Genomic DNA, 13,099 nt, shown 5'->3' on the forward strand with positions numbered 1-13,099 from the left:
TCGAACGCAATCATCTTCGGTGTCATTGCTGCTCCTGCTCGTGATGGGCGTTGCGGGGCGGCGCCCGCGACGGACGGCCCGCCGGCGGACGGGTGGGTCGCCGGCGGACCTCGCCGCCCCGGCGCACGCCGTACGGTTGGCACTCTCCAGGTGTGAGTGCCAGGCGTCTCGTCGCACTCTACCCATAACTTGCGTGTCACGCATATAGTGCGTGGTTCGCAATATTCGGTAGAGTCGGCCCATGGACGAGGACGCTATGGATCTGCGATCGCGCAACAGGCAGGCCACCCGGGAGGCGATCGGTCACGCCGCGTTGCGCCTGGCCATCGAGCGGGGCCCGCACGGGCTGGCCCTGGTGCGCGTCAACGACATCGCCGAGGCCGCGGGGGTCTCGTCGCGCACCTACAACAACTACTTCTCCAGCAGGGCGGAGGCGATCTGCGCCTTCCAGGCCGACCAGTCCAGGCGTGCGGGCCGGGCGCTGCGCTCCAGGCCCGCCGGCGAGCCGCTCGGCCAGGCCGTCATCGCGGCCATGATCGAGCTCTACGCCGACCCCGAACCCGACAGGGCCGGCCTGAGCATGATCATGTCGACGCCCGAGCTGGAGGGTGAGGCGCTGAAGGCGTTCACCATGGCCGAGGGTCCGCTCGCGGAGGCGATCGCGGCGCGCACCGGCACCGACCCCGCGCGCGATCTGTTCCCCGCCGTCACGGCCGCCGCGGTCGCCGGCGCCGTCCGCGTGGCGGGACGCCGCTGGCTCGAACCCGGCACCGCCGACTCCTTCGCCGCCGTCCTGCGCCGCGCCCTGTCCTGCGTCTTCCCCGAGGGGTTGTCAGGTGAAGCCTGACGGGTTACGGTGCGATCACTCCGTCAGGATGAGCCTGACAATCGCCGATTCGGGAGGATCGCATGCCCGCACCGTCGCTGGCCGATGAGCGGATCCGCTGCTCGTTCTGTGCGAAGTCGAAGACCGAGGTGAAGAAGGTGGTCGCCGGTCCCGGGGTCTACATCTGCAACGAGTGCGTGCAGTTGTGCAACACCATCATCGAGGGGGAGGCCGAGTCCCCGAAGGAGGCCGAGATCCCCTGGCCCGACATCATGACCGACGAGCAGATCCTCGACCTGCTGCCGCGCGTGGCCGCCGTGAGCGCGCAGGTCGACGCCAGCCTGCAGGTCTGGGTGGACCGGCTGCGCGACCGGGGGGTCACCTGGGCCAGGATCGGCGCCGCCCTGGGCATGGCGCGCCAGTCGGCCTGGGAGAGGTTCTCCGGCGAAGAGTGACGGGATGACAGGACCGCCGGCCGGAACGGGGAGAGATCGTCAGAGGACTGTGCAGATCCGTGAGCGGGCTCCGCGGGCGGGTTATGGTTCGGGCCATGGGTCAGACCGCACTCCTCGCCTTCCTCTCCGGGCTCCTCGGCGCGAACAGCGTCCCGCACTTTGTGAAGGGGAGCACCAGGGAGAGGCACCCCACCGTCTTCGGTGACTCTCCTGTGGTCAACCTCCTCGCCGGATGGGCCGGTCTGGTGCTCACCGTCTTGTGCGTCCGGTGGGCGCACGTCGAACGCGCGTCGGGCTGGGCGCTGGTGGCCGGGGCACTCGGTGTTCTCCTCATGGGTCTCTTCCACGCGCGATGGGGCGCCTTCGGGCGCGGGCGGCCGGTCGGGGAGCCCGCTTAGCGATCCGCCCGCGGAAGGACCCGCCGTCAGCCCGGGCGCCAGATCGACCAGCCGGGCTCGGCGGAGGAGCTCGGGTCCGCCGGTGCGACGGCCCGGCAGGCGAGGAAGCGTCCGGAGGGCGACAGCCTCGCGCTCTGGAAGCCCGTCAGAGGTTCGGTGAGCGGCACGCCGGTGGCGAGGTCCCACACCTGCACGCCGTCCTCGGACTCGGTGGCCGCGTGCCGGCGGCCGGTGCTCGGCGTCAGCTGTCCCACGAAGCCGTCCGCGGGGACGACGCCGACGACCTCCAGCGAGGGAAGCGCGTACCGGACGAGGGCCCGGCGGAACGCGACCACGCACGTCCCGCCGCCGCCCGCCACGGCGAGCCCGACCGGCCAGCCCCATTCCTCGAAGTCGGCGTACGGTGCCCCGAGCGCCCGGGGACGCGTTCCCCGTGCCGGGGACACGACGGAGAGACTCCACCGGTCGCCGTCGAAGTGATACAGCAGAAGCCGCCCCGACGGCGTCCACCCCCAGACCTCGGCCTCATAGTCCGCCCACGGGCCCGTCCGGCGCCCGGTCCAGGGGAGGTCCACGACGCGCACGCCGTCGACGCCGACCGCCAGCCGGGTCCCGTCCGGGGACCAGGAGGGATCGGGATCGGACACGGTCGCGGAGCCGGTCAGCAGCGGCAGCCAGGACCCGGCGCCCGTCCGCCCGGCCAGGCACCAGTGGCCGCCGCAGTCGGCCCGCACCACCGTCGCCGCCGGACCGCGGTGCCATGACACCTGCCGGGGGACGACGTCGAGGTGGGGGCCGGCCCACGGGAACGCCCGCCGTACCGCGATGCCGATCGCGTCGCCTCCGCCGGGAAGCTCCGAGAACCGGCCGGAGGGCTCGCCCGGGGATTTCGGGAAACCGCCGGAGGGCTCCGGGAAATCACCGGAGGGCTCGGAGGAACCGCTCGTCAGCCCCGCCCGCCACAGGCGCGCCTCGGCGTCCAGGACGAGGAGGTGCCCGTCGTCGGTGAAGACCACGTCGCGGACGCCGGGACCGAGATCGGCGATCTTCCGGAGCCCCGTGCGCGCGGCCTTCCGACCGGCCGTGCCGCTCAACGCCTCACCCCTCGGTCCGCCGGGATCCGGAGAGCGGGCGCGCGGTACCGCAGCGGTGCCATCGGGCGCGCGGCGCCACAGAGTCCGGTGCATCCCATCCGGGACCTCCTGGAAGATACACGACCGCCGGTCCGCGGATCTTCCCCGGAGGGTGGAAGGCGGCCTATGGCGCTCAGCGGGGTCAGCGCGCTCACGAGTTGAGCCGGCGGCCCGCCGTACCCGTCGATTCCGGCGGCCCCCACCGGGCGGGCGAGCGGCGGGGTTTCGCCGGGCGGGCAGAGGCGGTGGCCCTGTGCCGGACGGGTAGGAAGCGGCGCATGCATCGAAGCCGCGTTTACGCCCTGCTGATCGACACCCCCGAAGCCGACGCCGCCGACGCGGTGGCCTTCTGGTCCGCCGCACTCGGAGTCCCCGCCGAGCCCGATTCCTCGCATCCGCAGTTCACCTCGCTGCACGGGGCCCTGCCCGGAATCGTCACCGCCGTCCAGTCGGTCGACGACGCGCCCCGGTTCCACCTCGACATCGAGACCGACGACGTCGAGGCCGAGACCGCGCGGCTGATCGCCCTCGGCGCCAAGCAGATAGCGCGGTGGCTGGGATGCCACGTGCTGCGCGTGCCCGGCGGGCATCTGGTCTGCGTCCTTCCCGTGGAGAGCGATCCGGAGCTCTTCGCGGCCGAGGCCAGGGTCTGGCCGTAAGCCTCACCCGCCCGGACAGGGGCTGGCCGTAAGCCTCACCCGCCCGGACAGGGGCTGGCCGTGAGCCTCACCCACCCGGACTCCGCCCTCGGCCCGGGGCGCGCGCCGTACTCAGCGGATGCCGGAGTCCGGGTGGGCGGCGTCCCACGCGCGCCGGGAGGCGGCGATGCCCTCGCGGTGGGCGGCCGACCAGTCGGCCAGGGCCTTGACCAGGTGGGTGAGGCTGTGGCCGGTGGGCGTCAGCTCGTACTCCACCTGCGGGGGAACCGTGGGGTACACCGTCCTGTTCACCAGGCCGTCGCGTTCCAGGCGGCGGACGGTCAGGGTGAGCATGCGCTGGGAGATGCCGGGCACCGACCGCTGGAGCTGCCGGAACCGGCGCACTCCCTGGGCCAGCTCGACGATCACCAGGACCGACCACTTGTCCCCGATCCTGTCCAGCACCTCGCGGATGCCGCAGTCCTCGTGCTCACCGCCGCAGGAGACGACCGGTTCCGCGGACGCGGTTACCTGCGTGTGCCCCACCGACATCGAAGTGCCTCCTTACGGGATCCGTCCCGGTTCTTGATGATGATCTCAGTTACCTGAGAGAACCACATGATCGGGGGAATCCTCATGATCCTCGTCACCGGCGCGTCGGGCGCCCTGGGGCGGCTCGTCATCGACCACCTGGCCGGGAGCCCGGCCGCCCGGCTCGCGGAGGCGCCGGGTGACCGGCTCGTCGTCGCCGGGACCAGGAACCCGGAGAGCGTCCCGGCGGGGGTGCCGGTGCGCCGCGTCGACTTCGACGATCCGGCCTCGCTGGCGGACGCCTTCGCGGGGGTGGACAGGCTCCTGCTCATCTCGGCGGGATACGGCGAGGACGACGAGGTCATCGCCCGGCACGGCGCCGCGATCGACGCGGCGGAGAAGGCCGGGGTGGGGCACATCGTCTACACGAGCCTCAGCGCCGACGGCGACCACCTGACCTACGCGCCGGCCCACCGCTGGACCGAACGCAGGCTCCGGTCCGGTACGGCGCGCTGGACGATCCTGCGCAACGGCCTCTACGCCGAACTGCTCGCCACGCTGACCCCCGTCGAGGACGGCCGGATCACCGCGCCCCTGGGACAGGGGCGGCTGGCCGCGGTCGCCAGGAGGGACCTCGCCGAGGCCGCCGCGCGAGTGGTCGCCGACGCCGCGGCGCACGAGGGCCGGACCTACGAGCTGGTCGGTGAGGAGGCCGTCGGCGGGGCGGACCTCGCGGTGCTGTACTCCCGGATCACCGGGGCCGCCGTCTCCTACGGGCCCGGCACCCTGGCCCGGACCCGCGAGGCCTTCACCGCCCTGGGCCTGGCTCCCTTCCAGGTCCCGATGCTGGTGAGCACGTACTCCGCCATCGCGGGCGGATTCCTCGGGCGGACCGGCGGTGACCTGCGCACCCTCCTCGGCCGGGCCCCGCGCTCCGCCCTGGAGGTCATCGCCGAGACGGTTCAGGCCGGCTCCCCGGCCTGACCCATCCCCGGCTCAGGCCGCAGGAGACTCTCCGGCCTGACCCATCCCCGGTTCAGGCCGGAGGAGTCTCCCGCGGCGCGTGGTGCCCCGGCGCCCCGTGCGGGAGGCGCACGATCAGCACCTCGCAGTCCGCCCGGCGCACCACCTCGGCGGCGACGGTGCCCAGCAGCCGGTCGGCGATGCCGGGGTCGCGCAACGCCCCGACGACGAGGAGGTCGGCGGCCCTGTCCCTGACGGTGGACAGCAGCGTGCTCGCCGGATCGCCGTCGGCCATCAGCGCCGCCGCGATGGTCGCGCCCTGTTCCCGGGCCAGGGCCACGGCCGAGGCGACGGCCGCGCTGGCGGTGTCGCGCCCCGGGACCCGGCCGACGCGCGAGTCGCCCAGGGTGGCGACGTTGCGCGCCTCCTGCCGGCGGGAGAGCTCGGCGTAGGCGCAGACGATGACCAGGTCGGCGTCGGCCCGGGCGGCCAGCCACGCGGCCCGGGTGACGGTCGGGGCGGCCAGCGGAGAGCCGTCGGTGCCCACGACGATCGTGCGGTAGTCGGGTGCCTTGCCCATCGGTCCACCTCCCTCAGTGCGCGCCCGCGGGCATCTGCATGACGTCGTCGACGTCGCGGACGATGGGCGGCTCCTTGATCCATGTCATGGTGAGGGCGGCCACGGCGAGCAGGATCCCGGCGAACATGATCGCGTTGGTCGGGTCGGCGCCGAGGACGTTCTCGTAGATCCAGCCGAAGGTCAGCGTCTGGATGAGCATCGGAATGACGATCATCATGTTGATGATCCCCATGTACACGCCGTAGCGCGTGGACGGGATCATCCGCACGGCCATGATGTACGGCACGCCCATGATCGAGGCCCAGGCGATGCCGAGGCCGATGATCGGGATGAAGAGCAGGTACTGGTTGGTCAGGTTGGCGAAGACCACCAGCCCGACCGCGGCGCACAGCAGGCAGAAGATGTGCACCCACTTGGCCCCGCGCCTGCGGGCCAGGGCCACCAGCGGGAAGGCGACGCAGAAGGTGACGATGTTGTACCAGCCGTTGACGAGCCCGGTCCAGGAGACGGCGTCGGCGTACCGGGGGTCGTCGGGGCCCACGCCGTAGACGGACTCGGCGATGGAGAGCGAGACGTACTGCCAGTAGCAGACCATCGCGTACCACTGGAAGAGGTACACCAGCGCGAGCTTGCGCAGTTCCCCGGGCATCTCGGCGATCGCGTCCCAGATCTCCCGCAGCGCGGCGATGAAACCGCCCTTCCTGGCCCGCAGAGCCGCCAGTTCCTCCTCGCTCGGGGGGATCTCCGGAGTGGTGAGGATCGACACCAGGACGGTGCCGATGGAGCACACGGCGCCCAGCATGAAGGAGCCGACGACCCAGTAGGGGATGCCGGCCGAGGTCGCCCCGGTGATGAGGTTCTGGAAGACGAACAGCGAGATGTTGGCGAGGGTGATGCCGAACCCGGTGAAGAAGCTCTGCGCCAGGAAGCCCTTGGCCAGCTGCGACGGGGGCAGCTTGTCGGCGATGAAGGCGCGGTAGGGCTCCATGGCCGTGTTGTTGCTGGCGTCGAGGATCCACAGCAGCAGCACGGCCGTCCAGATGGCGGCCACGAACGGGAACAGGAACAGGCAGATGCTGCAGCCGATCGCGCCGATGAGGAAGTACGGCTTGCGACGGCCCCAGCGCGGGCTCCAGGTCCGGTCCGACAGCGCGCCGATGATCGGCTGGATGAGCAGTCCTGTGACGGGACCGGCCAGGTTCAGCAGCGGCAGGTCCTCGGGGGAGGCCCCGAGGAAGCTGTAGATGGGGTTCACCGCGGTCTGCTGCATGCCGAAGCTGTACTGGATGCCGAAGAACCCGAAGTTCATCAGCAGGATCTGCCGCATGGTCATCAGCGGCTTCTGCCGCACGATGGTGATGTGCGCGGTGGCGGGCTGCGTCGTCGTCACCGGGGCACCTCCCGTACCCGGCGCCTGGCCAGATAGGTCTCCAGGCGGTCGAGTTCGAGCTCCCAGCCCTTGCTGTGGTAACCGGCGACGGTCGGATCGTAGGGACCCTGGACGATGCGCACCAGAGTGCCGTCACGTCCCATCTTGGTGAACTCGACCCGCAGCTCCAGCGGGGCGTCGGGGTCGATGCCCGGGTCGCCGGTGATGCGCTGCCGCGCGACGAAGACGTCGGGCTCGAAGTACTCGGTGAAGACCGCGTCGGTCGTCACCCGGGTGGTGGGGTCGTTGTCGCGGACCTTGACGTGGTGGTGGCGTCCCCCGAGCTTCAGCTCGGAGGTGACGGTCTCGGTCTCCACGTGCCAGCCGGGGCTGCCACGCCACTGGGCCAGCTCCTCCGGGACCGTCCAGGCCCGGAACACCTCCGGCCGGGGATAGTCGTACTGCCGCTCGACCACAACCATCACGTTGGCGGTCATGGGTCCTCCAGCCCGGCAACGGCCGGCCGCGCGTCCTGTCTGGCCCCGCTGCCCTCCCCACACGATCCACCCGCTTGCTAAATCTGTCTAGCACGCAATTTTGCGGACATATCCACTGCTGGTTATCGGCGAGCAGCGTCAGCGGGGGAGGAACAGCGCGACCTCGCGGCCGAAACCGGCGAGCAGCCCGCCGTCCGGGGCCGGGACGAGCGGACCCACCGGCAGGGGGAACGTCAGCTCGGCCCCGGCCGGGCGGCCGTCCGGCAGCTCCAGGATCCGCACGGTCTCCCCCTGGCCGGTGACGGCGACGGGCCGCCCGTCCACCACCGCGGTGGCCAGGGTTCGCGCCGGGACGCCGGTCAGAGGCTCGCCCAGCGGCCGCGCGTCCGCGAGGTCCCACAGGCGGAGTACGGCGTCGCGGCTCCCGGTGACGGCCACCGGGCGCCCGTCCACGACCGCGGTGGCGATCGCGGTCACCCAGTCGCCGTGACCGGTCAGCGGGTCACCCGTCTGGCGGCCCGCCTCCAGGTCCCAGATCCGCACCGTCTTGTCCCAGCCTCCGGTGACGGCCACCGGGCGCCCGTCCACGATCGCGGCGGCGACCGCCGTCACCCGGCCGGTGTGACCGGTCAGCGGGTCACCCGCCTGACGGCCCGCCTCCAGGTCCCACACCCGCACCGTGCGGTCGGCGCCCGCGGTCACGACGACGGGACGTCCGTTCACAACCGCGGTGGCGATCGCCAGCACCCGGCCGGTGTGCCCGGTCAGCGGATCGCCCGCCCGGCGGCCGTCGAGGAGGTCCCACACGTTCACGGCGGAGTCCGCGTCGACGGTGACGACGACGGACCGCCCGCCCAGCACGGCCGTGGCCAGCACCGCTGTCTCCTCCCCGAAGCCGCCCAGCGGCGGGCCGGCCTCCCGGCCGGTGCCGAGGTCCCAGGTGCGCACGGTGTGGTCGGCGCCCGCGGTGACGGCGACCGGCCGCCCGTCCAGCACCGCGGTGGCGGCCGCCAGGACCGGGCCGGTGTGCCCGGCGCGTCCTGAGCCGGTGGAGCGCGCTCCGGCGTGCCCGGATCGGGTACGGCCGGGCTCGGCGATGCCCTGTCCGGCGGGCTCAGGTCCGGTACGGCCGGGCCCGGCGTGGTGGGCCTCGGACAGGTCCCAGATGCGCACCGTGCGATCCGCGCCGGCGGTGAGGGCGAGGGGCCGCCCGTCCACGACCGCGGCGGCCACCGACCACACGTGATCGGTGTGGCCGGTCAGCGGTTCGCCGAGTTGGGAGCCCGTCTCCAGGTCCCAGATGCGCACCGTGCGATCCGCGCCCGCGGTGACGGCGAGGGGCCGCCCGTCCACGACGACGGAGGCCACCGCCAGGACCGGTCCTTCGTGACCGGACAGCCGGTGCCGCAGCCACAGCGCGGCACGCGCGTCCGGGTTCCGGGCCGGGCCCCGGGCGAACGAACCGCCGGGCTCCAGCAGCCAGACGCCGACAGTCCCGTCGGTGCCCGCGGTGAGGGCGACCGGCTCGCCGCCCACCACCGCCGCGGTCACCGCCCCCACGGAACCGGTCTGCACGGGGTGGGCCGTACCGACCTCTCCCACCTTGCGGTGGGTGCGCAGGTCCCACACGCGCACGATGTCGTCGCGCCCGGCGGTCACGGCGATCGGGCGATCGGCGAGCACGGCCGTGGCCACCGCGGAGACCCCGTCCCTGTGCGCCGACAGCGGCTTGCGGAAGTCCTCGCCCGAGGTCAGGTCCACCAGCGAGAGGCGCCCGTCGTCGCCTCCGGTGACCGCGACGGGCCGCCCGTTCACGGTCGCGGTGGAGATCGTCACCGCCTCGGAGGTCACGGACGATATCGGATCGGTCCGGCCGTACAGCGGTTCACCCAGCTGGAGACCCGTCTCCAGGTCCCAGATCCGCACCGTCTTGTCGGAGCCGCCGGTGACCGCGACGGGCCGCCCGTCCACGGTCCCGGCGGCGACCGTGCGGACCGGGCCGTCGTGGCCGGTCAGCACGCGCAGGAGCCGGTGGTCGAGCAGCGAACCGCTCGCCCAGGCGACCGTCCATCCGGGGGCGGGGCTGCCGGGCAGGTCCACGGCCGCGAACCCGGCGGCCAGCTCCCGGTCCCCGAACCGGGCGGCGTCGACGGCCAGCACCTGCCGCCGCCGGGCCGGGTCCATGTCACGGTGCGTCCCGGCCGAGGCCCGGTACACCGCGGCGACGAGCCGCGCCCGTGGCCCCGGCGCCGCCTCCAGCGCCGCCAGCACCCGGTCCGGGTCCGCGGACACCACGAACGCCAGATCAGGTGATGACATGTCTGGGTTTTCGAGCCGTTCCCCCGCTATTTCTGGCATGCCGGAAGGGTAGCCGTACCCCCGAGGATCGGCTTCCAAGGCCGCGCAGCCGTCCAGAGCGCCGCGCAGCCGTCCAGAGCGCCGGGCCGCTGTTCAGAGCGCCGCCTGGCAGCGGGCGGCCAGGTCCCTGGCCGTGGCGGTCGGGGCCAGCCATCCGGCCGCGGGCGCGGCGGCGAGCACGGGATCCAGCACGCGCAGCGCCTCGCGCGGCGCACCGCGGGCGAGCCAGGCCCGCGCCACGGACACGTAGGCGTCCGTGCCCTGCAGCCAGGCCGCGCCGGGCGGCGCCTGGATCGCGCGGAGCATCGCGTGGGCCTCCTCCAGAAGCGCGCGGGAGCCGGTCGCCTCCGCCATCGGCGCCAGGCAGCGCAACCGGTACGCCTGCGTGTCGGGCGGCGCGCAGTCCTCCAGGCCGCGCTCCAGGATCGCGGCGGCCTCGCGGGTCTCACCGATCTCGATCAGGGTGGTCGCGTGCATGCCCAGGGCCGCGGCGCTCCACCAGGCGTGCGAGTCCAGGTCGAGCGACTGACGGCCGTAACGGACCGCGTCGTCGTGACGGCCCCGCAGCCGGGCGACCCAGCCCAGGTGGGCGACGTACCACTTCTCGTAACCGGTGTAGCCGCTGCGCCGGTTGACGGCCAGCGCCTCCGATATCCGGGCCGTCGCCTCGTCCCACGCTCCGGTCGCGGCCGCGGGCAGCGCGGACTCGAAGACGCACCACTGCAGCAGCCACAGGTCGCCGAGCCGCCGCAGCAACGGCTCCAGCTCGCCGATCAGGCGGCCGAGCGCGGGCATCTCGCCCAGGTGGGCGTGGGCCGTCTTCAGCCCGTCCAGGGCGGCGGCGCGGGCGTGGTCGTCGCCGGACTGCCGCGCCGTGAGCAGCGCCCGTTCGCCGTAGGCGAGCGCGTCGGCGAGCAGCAGCCGGTTGCTGCTGACCACGGCCAGCCAGCCGAGCAGGTGGGCCTCGGCGCCGTGGTCGCCCAGCAGCGTCGCGTGCCGGAGCGCGGCCAGCAGGTGCGCGGCCCCCTCGTCGACGGACCGCCCGACCCCGGCCCAGGCCGCGCCGCCGAGCTGGCGCAGCGCGTTCATCTCCAGCCGGCGGTCACCGGTGACCCGGGCCAGTTCCACCGCGGCCTCGTGGTCGACGAGCGCCTCCTCGTACCGGAAGGCCATCTCGTTGACCCGGCCCCGGTGCAGGTGCGCCTGGCCCCGCAGCTCGGGGTCGGCCGCCCGGGTCGCCGCGTCGAGCGCGAGGTCCAGCAGGTCCTTGGCGTCGTCGACCGCGTACCCGGCCATGGCGCGCTGCCCCGCGGTGAGCCAGCCGCGGGCGGCCCTCGGCCAGTCCTCCGCGGCGGCGCTGTGCCGGGCGACGGCCTCCGGGTTGCCGGCCAGCAGATCGGCCGCGGCACGGTGGTAGGCGGTCCGGGTCGGTGCGGGGACGTCGTCGTACAGGATCTCCTGGACCAGGTCGTTGGCGAACTCGTAGACCCGGCCGGTGACGACGCTCAGCCGGGCGGCGAGGAGCCGCTCGCAGCGGCGGGCCGCCTCCCGGACCCCGATGCCGAGCAGGCCCGCCACCGTCTCCGGGGAGAACGACGGCCCGAGGACCGCCGCGGCGCGCAGCAGCTCCTCGGCCGGTCCGCCCGCGCGCCGTACCCGGGCCAGCACGCTGGTCCGCAGCGACGCGGGGATGCCCGGCTCGCCCGTCGCCAGCGCCCGCAACGTCTCGGCCACGAACAACGGGTGGCCCCGGGTGCGCTCCCCGATCTGACCGGCCAGCTCCGCGTGTCCCGCCGCGGCGGCCAGCCGGGCGACGGCGGCCGGGTCCAGCGGCCCGATCTCGACCTGCTCGGCGACCTCTCCCAGCAGGTCCAGGACGGTCCGGCCCTCCTCGGCCCGTACGGTCGCCAGCGCGAGCAGCCGGCCGGGCCCCGAGCGGGCCGCCAGATAGTGCAGCAGCTCGACCGTGGCCATGCTGGCGTGGTGCAGGTCGTCCAGGACCAGCAGCACCGGCTGGCGGGCGCACATGCGCCGCAGGAACAGGGCGATCGCCTCGTAGGTCCGGCGGCGCTCCGTCTCCGGGCTGGCGTGCTCGGCCGCCGCGCCGGGGAGCGCGGCGGCGACGTCGGGCACCAGCCGGGCCAGCGCGGCGGCCCGGTCGCCCGCCGCCTCCCGCAGCTCGGCGGCCGACAGCCCACCGGCGAGCTGCGTCAGCAACTCGGTGAACGGCTGGAGGAACAGGGAGCGTTCCACCTCGAAACAGCGCGTCGAGACCACCCGGCCGCCGGCGGCGAGTGCGATCCTGGTCGCCTGCCCGGCCAGGCTCGTCTTGCCGATGCCCGCCTCGCCGGTGAGCAGCACCAGCCGCGGACGGCCGCGCACCGCCTCCTCCCAGGCGGCGGCCAACCGCGCCAGCTCGGCCTCGCGGCCGGTGAACCCGGCTTCGGGGCCGGCGGGAGCGGCCTCGCCGTAGACCGGCCCAGGAGCCGGTCGTTCCCGCAGGATGGCCTCGTGCAGGTCGCGCGTGGCGCGGGCGGGATCGGCGCCGAGCTCCTCGGCGAGCGTGCTCCGCAGTCTCTCGTACGCCGCCAGCGCCCGGCCCGCCTCCCCGGCGGCCTCGTGCGCGCGCATCAGCAGCCGGTGGGCGGCCTCGTCGAGCGGATCGGCGCGGATCGCGGCCTCGGCCGCCGCGACGGCCTCGGCCGGGTTCCTGGTCTGCAGCGCGGCCTCGGCCGCCGCGTGCCTGGCCCGGCGCAGCAGCTCCGCCTGGGAGGTGCGGGCGGGCTCGGCCCACAGCGCGTCGGGCTGGTCCGCCAGCACCCCCGCCGCCGCCAGCATGTCCGCCGCGCCACGCGCGGCGGCCAGCGCGAGCGCGGGCTCCCCGCCGGTGAGCCGCGTCTCGGCCTCGCCGGCCAGGGCCGCCGCCCGGTCCAGGTCGACGGCGACGCGGGGGCCGAGCCGGTAACCGCCGCGCCCCCCGACGATCACATCGGGGCCGAACGTCATGCGCAACCGGCTGACCAACGTGGCCAGGTTCTGCGCCGGCCGCGAGGGCGGGGCGCCGTCCCACAGCACCTCGGCGATGCCGTCGGCGGGGACCAGCCGGCCGCGCCGTACCGCGAGCAGGGCCAGCAGCGTGCGCGCCTGGCGGCTGCCCACCGCGGCGGACGGCAGGACCGCGCCGGCGCGGCTGACGGCCAGGGTCCCCACCAGCCGCAGTTCGATCTCGTCGTCCACGCCCACAAGTTTTGCCTTGGCTCTGCAACGTTCCTGCAACGGTTCCGAGGAATCTGGGGTGATCCACAGCGACCCGCGGCGATCCGCTGTGATTCACGGCGATCCGCGGTGAAA

12 protein-coding genes are annotated in these 13,099 nt (G+C 74.0%); 5 read left to right on the forward strand and 7 right to left on the reverse strand.

Going from position 1 to position 13,099, the window contains the following annotated elements; all coding sequences use genetic code 11:
• Positions 1-241 precede the first annotated feature (241 nt).
• The 3 genes from Psi01_RS20360 (at position 242) to Psi01_RS20370 (ending at position 1,679) form a co-directional block, all read left to right on the forward strand.
• Complete coding sequence (locus tag Psi01_RS20360; RefSeq protein WP_204065644.1) at positions 242-847, forward strand: TetR/AcrR family transcriptional regulator; 606 nt, start codon at positions 242-244, stop codon at positions 845-847.
• A 62-nt stretch (positions 848-909) separates the two neighbouring features.
• A complete protein-coding gene (locus Psi01_RS44720) occupies positions 910-1,281 on the forward strand; it encodes a ClpX C4-type zinc finger protein (RefSeq protein WP_204065645.1) in 372 nt (123 codons plus the stop codon).
• Positions 1,282-1,376: 95 nt separating this feature from the next.
• Positions 1,377-1,679: a hypothetical protein gene (locus Psi01_RS20370; RefSeq protein ID WP_204065646.1), complete on the forward strand. Its 303-nt coding sequence runs from the start codon at positions 1,377-1,379 to the stop codon at positions 1,677-1,679.
• A 26-nt stretch (positions 1,680-1,705) separates the two neighbouring features.
• Here Psi01_RS20370 and Psi01_RS20375 read toward each other — a convergent pair whose 3' ends face one another.
• Positions 1,706-2,773 (reverse strand): hypothetical protein, encoded by a 1,068-nt coding sequence (locus Psi01_RS20375; protein WP_204065647.1) that lies wholly within the window; start codon positions 2,771-2,773, stop codon positions 1,706-1,708.
• A gap of 317 nt (positions 2,774-3,090) precedes the next feature.
• Here Psi01_RS20375 and Psi01_RS20380 point away from each other — a divergent pair, with 317 nt between their 5' ends.
• Positions 3,091-3,471: a VOC family protein gene (locus Psi01_RS20380; protein WP_204065648.1), complete on the forward strand. Its 381-nt coding sequence runs from the start codon at positions 3,091-3,093 to the stop codon at positions 3,469-3,471.
• 111 nt (positions 3,472-3,582) lie between these two features.
• Here the strand turns inward: Psi01_RS20380 and Psi01_RS20385 are convergent, their stop codons facing one another.
• Positions 3,583-4,002 carry a winged helix-turn-helix transcriptional regulator gene (locus tag Psi01_RS20385; RefSeq protein ID WP_204065649.1) on the reverse strand — a complete coding sequence of 140 codons (420 nt, stop codon included), beginning with the start codon at positions 4,000-4,002 and terminating at the stop codon, positions 3,583-3,585.
• A 66-nt stretch (positions 4,003-4,068) separates the two neighbouring features.
• Between Psi01_RS20385 and Psi01_RS20390 the strand changes: the two genes are divergently transcribed.
• Positions 4,069-4,965 carry an NAD(P)H-binding protein gene (locus Psi01_RS20390; RefSeq protein WP_275424580.1) on the forward strand — a complete coding sequence of 299 codons (897 nt, stop codon included), beginning with the start codon at positions 4,069-4,071 and terminating at the stop codon, positions 4,963-4,965.
• A gap of 52 nt (positions 4,966-5,017) precedes the next feature.
• Here the strand turns inward: Psi01_RS20390 and Psi01_RS20395 are convergent, their stop codons facing one another.
• The 5 genes from Psi01_RS20395 to Psi01_RS20415 form a co-directional block, all read right to left on the reverse strand.
• The gene (locus Psi01_RS20395; protein ID WP_204065650.1) at positions 5,018-5,524 is read right to left on the reverse strand and encodes a universal stress protein; all 507 of its coding nucleotides are present in this window, start codon (positions 5,522-5,524) and stop codon (positions 5,018-5,020) included.
• Positions 5,525-5,537: 13 nt separating this feature from the next.
• On the reverse strand, positions 5,538-6,914 hold the full coding sequence (locus Psi01_RS20400) for an MFS transporter (RefSeq protein ID WP_204065651.1): 1,377 nt from the start codon (positions 6,912-6,914) through the stop codon (positions 5,538-5,540).
• Complete coding sequence (locus Psi01_RS20405) at positions 6,911-7,390, reverse strand: SRPBCC family protein (protein ID WP_204065652.1); 480 nt, start codon at positions 7,388-7,390, stop codon at positions 6,911-6,913. Before Psi01_RS20405 ends, Psi01_RS20400 begins: the two co-directional genes overlap by 4 nt.
• A 138-nt stretch (positions 7,391-7,528) precedes the next feature.
• On the reverse strand, positions 7,529-9,709 hold the full coding sequence (locus Psi01_RS20410) for a WD40 repeat domain-containing protein (RefSeq protein WP_204065653.1): 2,181 nt from the start codon (positions 9,707-9,709) through the stop codon (positions 7,529-7,531).
• A 132-nt stretch (positions 9,710-9,841) separates the two neighbouring features.
• The gene (locus Psi01_RS20415; protein ID WP_204065654.1) at positions 9,842-12,985 is read right to left on the reverse strand and encodes an ATP-binding protein; all 3,144 of its coding nucleotides are present in this window, start codon (positions 12,983-12,985) and stop codon (positions 9,842-9,844) included.
• Positions 12,986-13,099: the final 114 nt, after the last annotated feature.

Origin of the sequence: Paraplanobispora siamensis (assembly GCF_016863175.1) — a bacterium.
GTDB lineage: Bacteria > Actinomycetota > Actinomycetes > Streptosporangiales > Streptosporangiaceae > Planobispora > Planobispora siamensis.

Bases quoted from the DNA above. Each gene is read 5' to 3' on its own strand.
- Psi01_RS20360 (WP_204065644.1), top strand. From the start codon at position 242: ATGGACGAGGACGCTATGGATCTGCGATCGCGCAACAGGCAGGCCACC.
- Psi01_RS44720 (WP_204065645.1), top strand. From the start codon at position 910: ATGCCCGCACCGTCGCTGGCCGATGAGCGGATCCGCTGCTCGTTCTGT.
- Psi01_RS20370 (WP_204065646.1), top strand. From the start codon at position 1,377: ATGGGTCAGACCGCACTCCTCGCCTTCCTCTCCGGGCTCCTCGGCGCG.
- Psi01_RS20380 (WP_204065648.1), top strand. From the start codon at position 3,091: ATGCATCGAAGCCGCGTTTACGCCCTGCTGATCGACACCCCCGAAGCC.
- Psi01_RS20385 (WP_204065649.1), bottom strand. From the start codon at position 4,002: ATGTCGGTGGGGCACACGCAGGTAACCGCGTCCGCGGAACCGGTCGTC.
- Psi01_RS20390 (WP_275424580.1), top strand. From the start codon at position 4,069: ATGATCGGGGGAATCCTCATGATCCTCGTCACCGGCGCGTCGGGCGCC.
- Psi01_RS20395 (WP_204065650.1), bottom strand. From the start codon at position 5,524: ATGGGCAAGGCACCCGACTACCGCACGATCGTCGTGGGCACCGACGGC.
- Psi01_RS20405 (WP_204065652.1), bottom strand. From the start codon at position 7,390: ATGACCGCCAACGTGATGGTTGTGGTCGAGCGGCAGTACGACTATCCC.
- Psi01_RS20410 (WP_204065653.1), bottom strand. From the start codon at position 9,709: ATGTCATCACCTGATCTGGCGTTCGTGGTGTCCGCGGACCCGGACCGG.